Below are 7,426 nucleotides of genomic sequence, written 5' to 3' on the forward strand. Positions count from 1 at the left end.
CGTTTCAACCGTATTTCTCCTCTAAATAATCCACATAATTTTCTGTCGGATTTTCTTCTTCTAGCTGGATTACACCTATTAAACTCTGAGTCCAGGGGTCAAGGTCGGTTAAAGGTTCTAAGGTTGGACTGTCAGTAATAGACAATAGGGTTTCTTGTTGAGTCACATCTTTTTCAATCTGTTTATCCCAGGCTACTGGATAGAATTCCGTAAACCAGGCACGAAATGCGGCGAGATTCTCTGATGAAAGTCCACTAACATCGCATTCGACATTTATAAGCTGTTCGTCGTTTAAGTTTAATTCTTTCTTTAGTTTCTCATTTCTTAAATCTCCAGTTGATTCTAGTCCTAAAATTAGAAGCTTTTGATGGGTTAAATTTAGCCCTAATTTTTGTCGTTTATGCCAGTCTGCTGCATCGAATTCGGCAAACCAGGCACGAAAAGCAACTAGATTCTCTGATGAAAGTTGACTAATATCGAATTTTACTTTCCATTCAGTTAACAATTCACTAACCAAATTGTCCAAATTATGTACCAATGGCAAAGTTATGTTTTCAATATATCCGTGAGCAACACGATTACTAACTTTAAAACAATCTTGAGCAAGGTCGAATTGAGAGATTGATAACTCTCCTAAAGAGTACAGATGTTTGATTAAACCTATAACTGGGAAACGTTCAATAGGAATTGACACATCGATTGCTCGCTTTCTTAAAGCATTCTCAAAAACATTCCCTAAAAAAAGAAAAGCAGACTGAATTTCATCCTTTTTAATAAGCTCATGTGCTTGGAAAAACTGATCCTTTAGCTTTTGCCATGAAGGAAGTTCTTCAGATGTTCCAGGTAATGACTTGGCTTCTATGTCTTCAAGCGTTACCAATAAAAAACGCCAGCCTGGATGTTTACTCACTTCCTCTGCTAAAACTTGTAAACGATCAACCGACAGACGGCTGAGGCTGTTTTTTACTTCAATTACTAAACCTGAACCGTCTTTAATGGCAATTAAATCTGGCTGGTAGTTACCCAAATCAAATGGTAATTCATCTGTTTGGAGTCCAGTTAAAACACGAAATCCTTGACTTTCGTACTTCTGTGCCAGAGATTTCACTTTTTCATCGTATAGAATTTCAGTATTGTTAGTCATAAGTATTTTTCCAATGGTTGAGATTTACTTATTTTTACATAAACACACTCTTTACCTGTGATAACAGCACGCTGTAATAACGAAGGTAGATTTATTCTATCAATTGGGTCAGACATAAACCTACGATGGCTATCTACATCTGATACTAAACTATCATCTTCAAAAACTAAGCCTACAAGTGCATCCTGAATCGGTTTGATAATATTATCGGTATCAGCTGGAAAATCATCACAAAGATAGACAAGCGTCAGCTGTAGATCACCTGTTTTAATCAGGGTGTTATCTTTCCAAACCTTTTGGGCTTCAACGCGCACAAAATTCTTCCATGCCTGAAGATTTTCTCTTTTCTTTGTCTGTAATGAAACAGGTCGTCTGGGAATGAGAAATTCAAAAGGTATTATTCGCATTCCAAGTGCATATCTTGATAATTATTTAACAAGTTTACAGCAATTTTCACAGATGGCTCCTTATGATATTGAGCATATCTATACTTATACAAAAATTCTACATGGTTATTCGTCAGGGTTAGGATAAAAGTCTAAGTCTAAAATCTCATCAACAGAAAACGGACAAACGATCGCAAAGTCATCCTCTGATAAACCAGTTTCTACTATTGCCTCTCGCCGCGATCGCTGATAAGTAGTATTAATCCACTCGGCATCATTTAAAAAACGGCGCAAGCTGGGACTTTCTTGCAGCAATTCATCCAGATTCAGTCGCTCACGGGTAATGGTCACTTGCCAACTGCGGCTGCGGCGTTCGGGTTGATACTTCCACTTCAGCAAATCCGACAACACCAACCGCAACGCACTCTGCAAGGCACGCTGTTGACTCTTACCGAAAATTTTGGGTCTAAAGGCCCGTCCTTATAGGACGGCTTTTCTGATATACTAAGCGCAGTGGTAAGGTAATCAACCACTTAAAAAACCTAGCTGTCGAAAGACAAAGCGCTGAACCTTGAAAACTGAATCTATGCGGTTCTACTGCATTTTTCTAGACTCCACCTCGCAGTAGGTAAAAGATTCAGAGGGGCTAGACAAACAGTTTTTTTGAAGCGAATTTGCTTCAAAATCAAACAGAACTTGCAGCAATGCAAATAGGGTAGGGCATACCCGAATTAACGCTTGGGGAGAATTCCACCTCTGGGTTAGAGACTGCAAGGAATCTAATTTAAGTGGTTTCGTTGAGCCAAGAATCCCCGTGCGTTCACGCCGGGGAGTGTCAACCAAGTCCACCACTTCCTCAACTAAGTGTTCTAAATCCAGCGTGTCCCACTGATGCCTAGGCGAAGCCCGTCGTAGACATCGCAAAAGCTCTGCTGTCTGCTCTACCCAAGCACAAAAATCTTGCTCATACAGAGTTTGTAAGATTTGCAGTTCTATAGACTTCATGGCGCTCCTTCTTTGCAAATAAAATAGGTACGCGCAAGTTAATTTTATTTGTGCCTACCTACTTAACATTAGGCACGAACTACATCCTCAATCAGTTCAGCTTCTATGACTAGACCAAGATTCCCGACTTTTTAGAAAAGTCGGGAAATATGTTGATCACGAATGACTTAGGGATGCTATCTGACCAAACACTTTGACTCCAGCAATGAGTTAGCAGTTTGCTTTATCCTCTTCTTCTATTCGGATTGAATCGGGTTATCTCTGGGATTGACTAATCTCAGCAGTTTTTGCTTAATTTGAGCGTCGAATACTTCCCATTTCATTTTCGCATAGGCGGAATTTTCGTTGCTGCCAGATAAGAAGCCCATCGGAATTTCAAAGCCGCCTGCGCTTGTCCTTCCACCGCCGAAAAAGCGTCCGGCGCTATCTTGCCCAAAGGCTTCTTTAATGAATTCATCGGGGTCAAGGGTAAGTTTGCTAGTTCTCAGGGAGCCAATGACTATTTCTAGTTCTTCGTCTTCGTCGTGAACAATGCCGTAAACTACGGCGGTGTGAACGTTTTCTTCCGTGACGAGAAAATCAGCCGCTTGGGGGATGGCGTCACGATCTTCGTAGCGTAAATAACCAACACCAGCGATGGAAAAGTTATTTTGGACGATGCGGTTTTTGAGCGATCGCTCGATCACATCCATTACCCGCTTAGAACGGTTCGCCTGTAAAATGGCGTTCAGCAGTTGGGCGTCATAAAATCGGCTTAAATACGCAGCTGCCATAAAGTCTTCTTCTTGGGCTTGCATGAGCCGATTTGTATCCGATCGCAAGCCGTGCATCAACGCAGTAGCACATTTGACGTGTTGATTTATGCTACTATCTAATGCCAATAATCCCGTTTGGAGGTATTGAGTAAAAATTGTTGCCGTGGCTCTTACATAAGGACGGATATCCTCAAACTCTGATTGCAGATCACCTTGTATACTGTGATGGTCGATGAGAACTACTAGGGGAATTCCAGCCTGCTGCACCGATGACAGTAGTTGTGAAGTGGTTCCTTGGTTATCAATTAATACAAAACCTTGATAAGATGACAAATCTTTGGTTTTCAAGGTTTGGAGTGTCCATCGCACAACAGGTAAATTAGTCAGCCTGACCAAGGCAATATTCTCTTGGTGGCTCAAAGCGCCAGCATAAATGATTTCACATTTGATATCATATTGCTGGGCAATTAACTGGTAAGCCCAAGCACAGGAAAGGGCATCAGGATCAGGAAAATCTTGCAGAATTACCAGTTGGCGATCGTGTCGGTGTGCCAGAAGGGTTTTTTGCAGTTCTTCTGACTTTTGTTGTGCAAGAGAATTACCACGGTTACTGAGATATATAGCTCCTTCACCTACCGATGGCGGTAATGACGGACTCCTAAATGCAACTTCCACTGGCGCTTTCTCGATTTCAGGTTCCTCTGGGTTTGGCTCTGTGGTCAATGACAAACTCTCAAAGTGAGTAACGGGAGAATTCAAGTACATAGGGAACTTTTTTTAAGTGTAAGGCTCCTTTAATTCAGAAATACTACGAGCAGCAATTCACTGAATTTAGCCACATTATTATGATCTTCGCAAAAATATCAACACATTGCACTATATATCTGAGTATATTTTTTGTCCGTAACAGCGCCCAACAATCAATTAAATTCCACTAGAGGGCGTATAAGTACTGGGAACAAAGAAGTTTAGTATATCGGGCTGTATCTGGTAGTATAAATCTGTTTTATTTCGCTTTTTTTCTCTTCCGTAAATTGAATCACCGGGATTTTTCTCTGACTTAGGGTATAGTTTCTATATTATTACTTTAGGGCTGCAAACTGTAACTTAATTGCTACCCATATATAGACACAGCTAGGACTAGCCCTTTCAAGGTGGTGAAATTCGGAACCAAGATTGGTTATCGAACAGCAATATTGGCGCCAGTCGTCAGAATTCATGTTAGGTATTCTGACCGAAAAAGCCGATGAATAACTGGGTTTAAGACCGCCACCAAATCTATGATTTGGTGGTCAACTTTCGTAGTGGCGGGTCCCAATCCCCGACTGAAAGATTGCTGAATTCTGAATTCTGGATTCTGCATTCTTCTTCAATTCAACCTTCAAAAAGCCCAAAATCTAAGCCGAGAACTCAGGATGATAGCACTGAAACAACGTATTTTTGTTTGTCACCTTGAAACGGCTAGTCGTAAGAGGATGTTTCAAAAGTCGCAAAGTATACTAGAAACCCCGCTTCTAATCCTCTAAGAGAAAGGTCAAGAGGCTTTGAAACCCCCATTCTATTGTAGGTAAGGGGGGCGCAGTGCGTTAGGTTTCTGAGGCTTAGATGTTAGCAATAATACTTTTCAAACAACCTCTAATACCGTTTTACTTTAATAATGATACAAATACGTTGGTAGGGGCACAGCATTGCTGTGCCCCTACGAGAAATCTATATGTATCAGGGTTTGTGTGAAATGGTATAACAGTTACTCCCAAATGGGTAGTAGAGACGCGACCAAAAGCACCTCTGGAGTTGGTAACAATACAGAACTAAAGTTCAAGGCTTTTAGAGGTTCGTCGAACTCACCTTTGCGTGGATTTATAAAGAAAATGCTGAAAACCCCTGAGAAACAGCAACGCAGTTGCGTTTTTCGTACTTCAAGTGCTTGGGTTGAAAGATGACCGCAGCATTTATGCTGCATTAAAAATGCTAAAATAGTTCAATCAGTACAAGATTTAAAAACCTACCCCCGGATTGGGGGAAAGTCACTCGCCCAAAACATTCTTGAGGAGATATCACTACGCCCTAACGGGCAAACGTGGTGAGCCTGGGAACCTGAGAAATCAGGATATTAAACCAATTCGCAATTCGCAATTCGCAATTACGTTTTGTGACGGGGATTTAGACCCCGCCACAAAACTTGCTTTTTTATTGAACCGGGGGACTTAAACCCACCGAACTCGTTAAGACTGTGAGGTCTTAATAATCTCCGCATCCTAGTGGTCGGAGAGTGTCAAGCAGACTACTGTGTTGGTTTCTGCCGAAAAATGTGCATCACAATCTCTGGACAAACCTGATCCAAGAGACAATTTGTTAGAGCAAATGTGTCCAACACAGCTTTAGCGCAGGGCTATTTCATTCTCATCTAGTCCGCCTCAGAATGAATTCTGAGTCTAATAGCGAAAGTCGTCTTTAGACGACTAACAAAAGATTATAGTCCGTTTTAACGGACTTTAGCTAAAAGCCAAAGAACTTCAGTTCTGGGCGGTTTCTGTCTAGAACGAAATAGCCCTAGCTTTAGCGAGACTCTAAAACTAAGCACAAACGCAAACTTGTGACTATTTCTTGATGATTTTAGGATTAGGTTAAGTCATGTCAAAGACCTATAACATACTTTTGCCACTCTGTATGGAGTCCACTCTTAAGATGTTTACTGACCTCAAAATAGAGGCTGCTATAAGGTTGGCGGGGGGGATGACGCAAAGGCATATGAGCTTCGTGGGGAGTGCGACTGCCTTTTTTGACATTGCAACGGACACAAGCGGTAACAATGTTCTCCCAGGTATCGCCGCCGCCGCGCGATCGCGGTATTACATGGTCTAGGGTCAACTCATCCCCTGTGTAACCACAGTATTGACAGGCATGACCGTCACGGTGCAATATATTTCGGCGAGTCAGAGGAATTTCTTTATAAGGAACGCGGACATAATGACGCAACCGGATCACGGTCGGCAACGGAAAATCCGAATAAAGGAATTTACCGTTGTGTTCTACCCGTTCTGCTTTGCCCTTGATTAACAGAACGACCGCGCGACGCCAGCTGGTTATATTGAGAGGTTCGTAAGAGGCGTTTAAGACTAAAACTTTCCCCATTTATCTGCACTCAGGGTATGAGTTTTACATATTTTAACACGAATATACTCTGCTAGGGAGATGAGAATAAATTATACTTTCAGGATAATTTACCTCTGCAACTTTTATCGGACTTACGCAAAACTACACGCTGTAGGGGCAATTCATCAATCATTGGCGTCAACTTAAATAATTCGTAATTCGTAATTCGTAATTCGTAATTAAGTTTTGTGACGGGGATTTAAACCCTCGGTACTCGGTTAACGTTAAAAGGGCGGTTAGAAACCGCGTCTACACGAGGCAAAACCCACCTTCGTGGGTTAAGAACCCTTGATTTTGTATTAGTCCACGGAGGTGGACTTTGTTTGTGTAGCCGCGAATTCCATTCGCCAGGGCTTGTATTAATGCATATTGCAACAAATTTGCGTATAAATACGCCCTTGACCATCGTCTAATAATATACTAAATTTTAAACAATAAATTACCGAAAGATTGGTTTGTAAGCAATTTTCGTTTTTAGGTGCATTCAAAATACTGCGATCGCTGAAAAACTTGTATTAATGCGTGTTGCGTGTATTGCTTCCATTCGAGAAGCGCTATAGATGCAAAAGCAGAATAAAGGAGATTTTAAGGATTGACATTTGATTTTAAATTTGCTATAATTTTTTTTGATGAGGAAGAAATATATTAAAATAATTAAAAAGCCGTTTGCGATTTCGTAAGCGGCTTTTAAGTTGAGTTGAAATCGTCTCCCCTCAGCAGATTTAGCCACTATCTTGTATAAACTCCCGGATAAAAGTTAAACTTCCTGATTAAATTGATATGGCTTCGAGGGGCGCGAATCAATATAGCGCTTCTGGGTTGAGTTCAATACAGACCTAACCCCCAGCCCATAGGTGTCAACTTAAGGTGAAACCCTTGCCAAGAACGTGATATTCAATTCTTTGGCTTCTCATCACGATCCGCGTTACCCCACCCTAACCCTCCCCTTATAAAGGGGAGGGAACTGGATTTTTTTCCCC

6 protein-coding genes are annotated in these 7,426 nt (G+C 41.4%); all 6 read right to left on the reverse strand.

The features are described from left to right. Window positions 1–4 precede the first annotated feature (4 nt). A complete protein-coding gene (locus V7K27_RS11195; protein ID WP_334947077.1) occupies window positions 5–1,144 on the reverse strand; it encodes a hypothetical protein in 1,140 nt (379 codons plus the stop codon). Continuing rightward, window positions 1,141–1,551 (reverse strand): RusA family crossover junction endodeoxyribonuclease, encoded by a 411-nt coding sequence (locus V7K27_RS11200; RefSeq protein ID WP_334947079.1) that lies wholly within the window; start codon window positions 1,549–1,551, stop codon window positions 1,141–1,143. Before V7K27_RS11200 ends, V7K27_RS11195 begins: the two co-directional genes overlap by 4 nt. A gap of 105 nt (window positions 1,552–1,656) precedes the next feature. Beyond that, window positions 1,657–1,989, reverse strand: a complete 333-nt coding sequence (locus V7K27_RS11205; protein ID WP_334947102.1) for a DUF29 domain-containing protein — start codon at window positions 1,987–1,989, stop codon at window positions 1,657–1,659. Between the two features lie 135 nt (window positions 1,990–2,124). Beyond that, complete coding sequence (locus V7K27_RS11210; protein ID WP_334947081.1) at window positions 2,125–2,535, reverse strand: DUF29 family protein; 411 nt, start codon at window positions 2,533–2,535, stop codon at window positions 2,125–2,127. Between the two features lie 236 nt (window positions 2,536–2,771). After that, window positions 2,772–4,055: a DHH family phosphoesterase gene (locus V7K27_RS11215; protein WP_334947083.1), complete on the reverse strand. Its 1,284-nt coding sequence runs from the start codon at window positions 4,053–4,055 to the stop codon at window positions 2,772–2,774. 1,872 nt (window positions 4,056–5,927) lie between these two features. Beyond that, window positions 5,928–6,425, reverse strand: coding sequence for an HNH endonuclease (locus V7K27_RS11220; protein ID WP_069070622.1), 498 nt, complete (start codon window positions 6,423–6,425; stop codon window positions 5,928–5,930). Window positions 6,426–7,426 lie beyond the last annotated feature (1,001 nt).

The sequence above is a fragment of the Nostoc sp. genome, from assembly GCF_036919575.1.
GTDB lineage: Bacteria > Cyanobacteriota > Cyanobacteriia > Cyanobacteriales > Nostocaceae > Nostoc.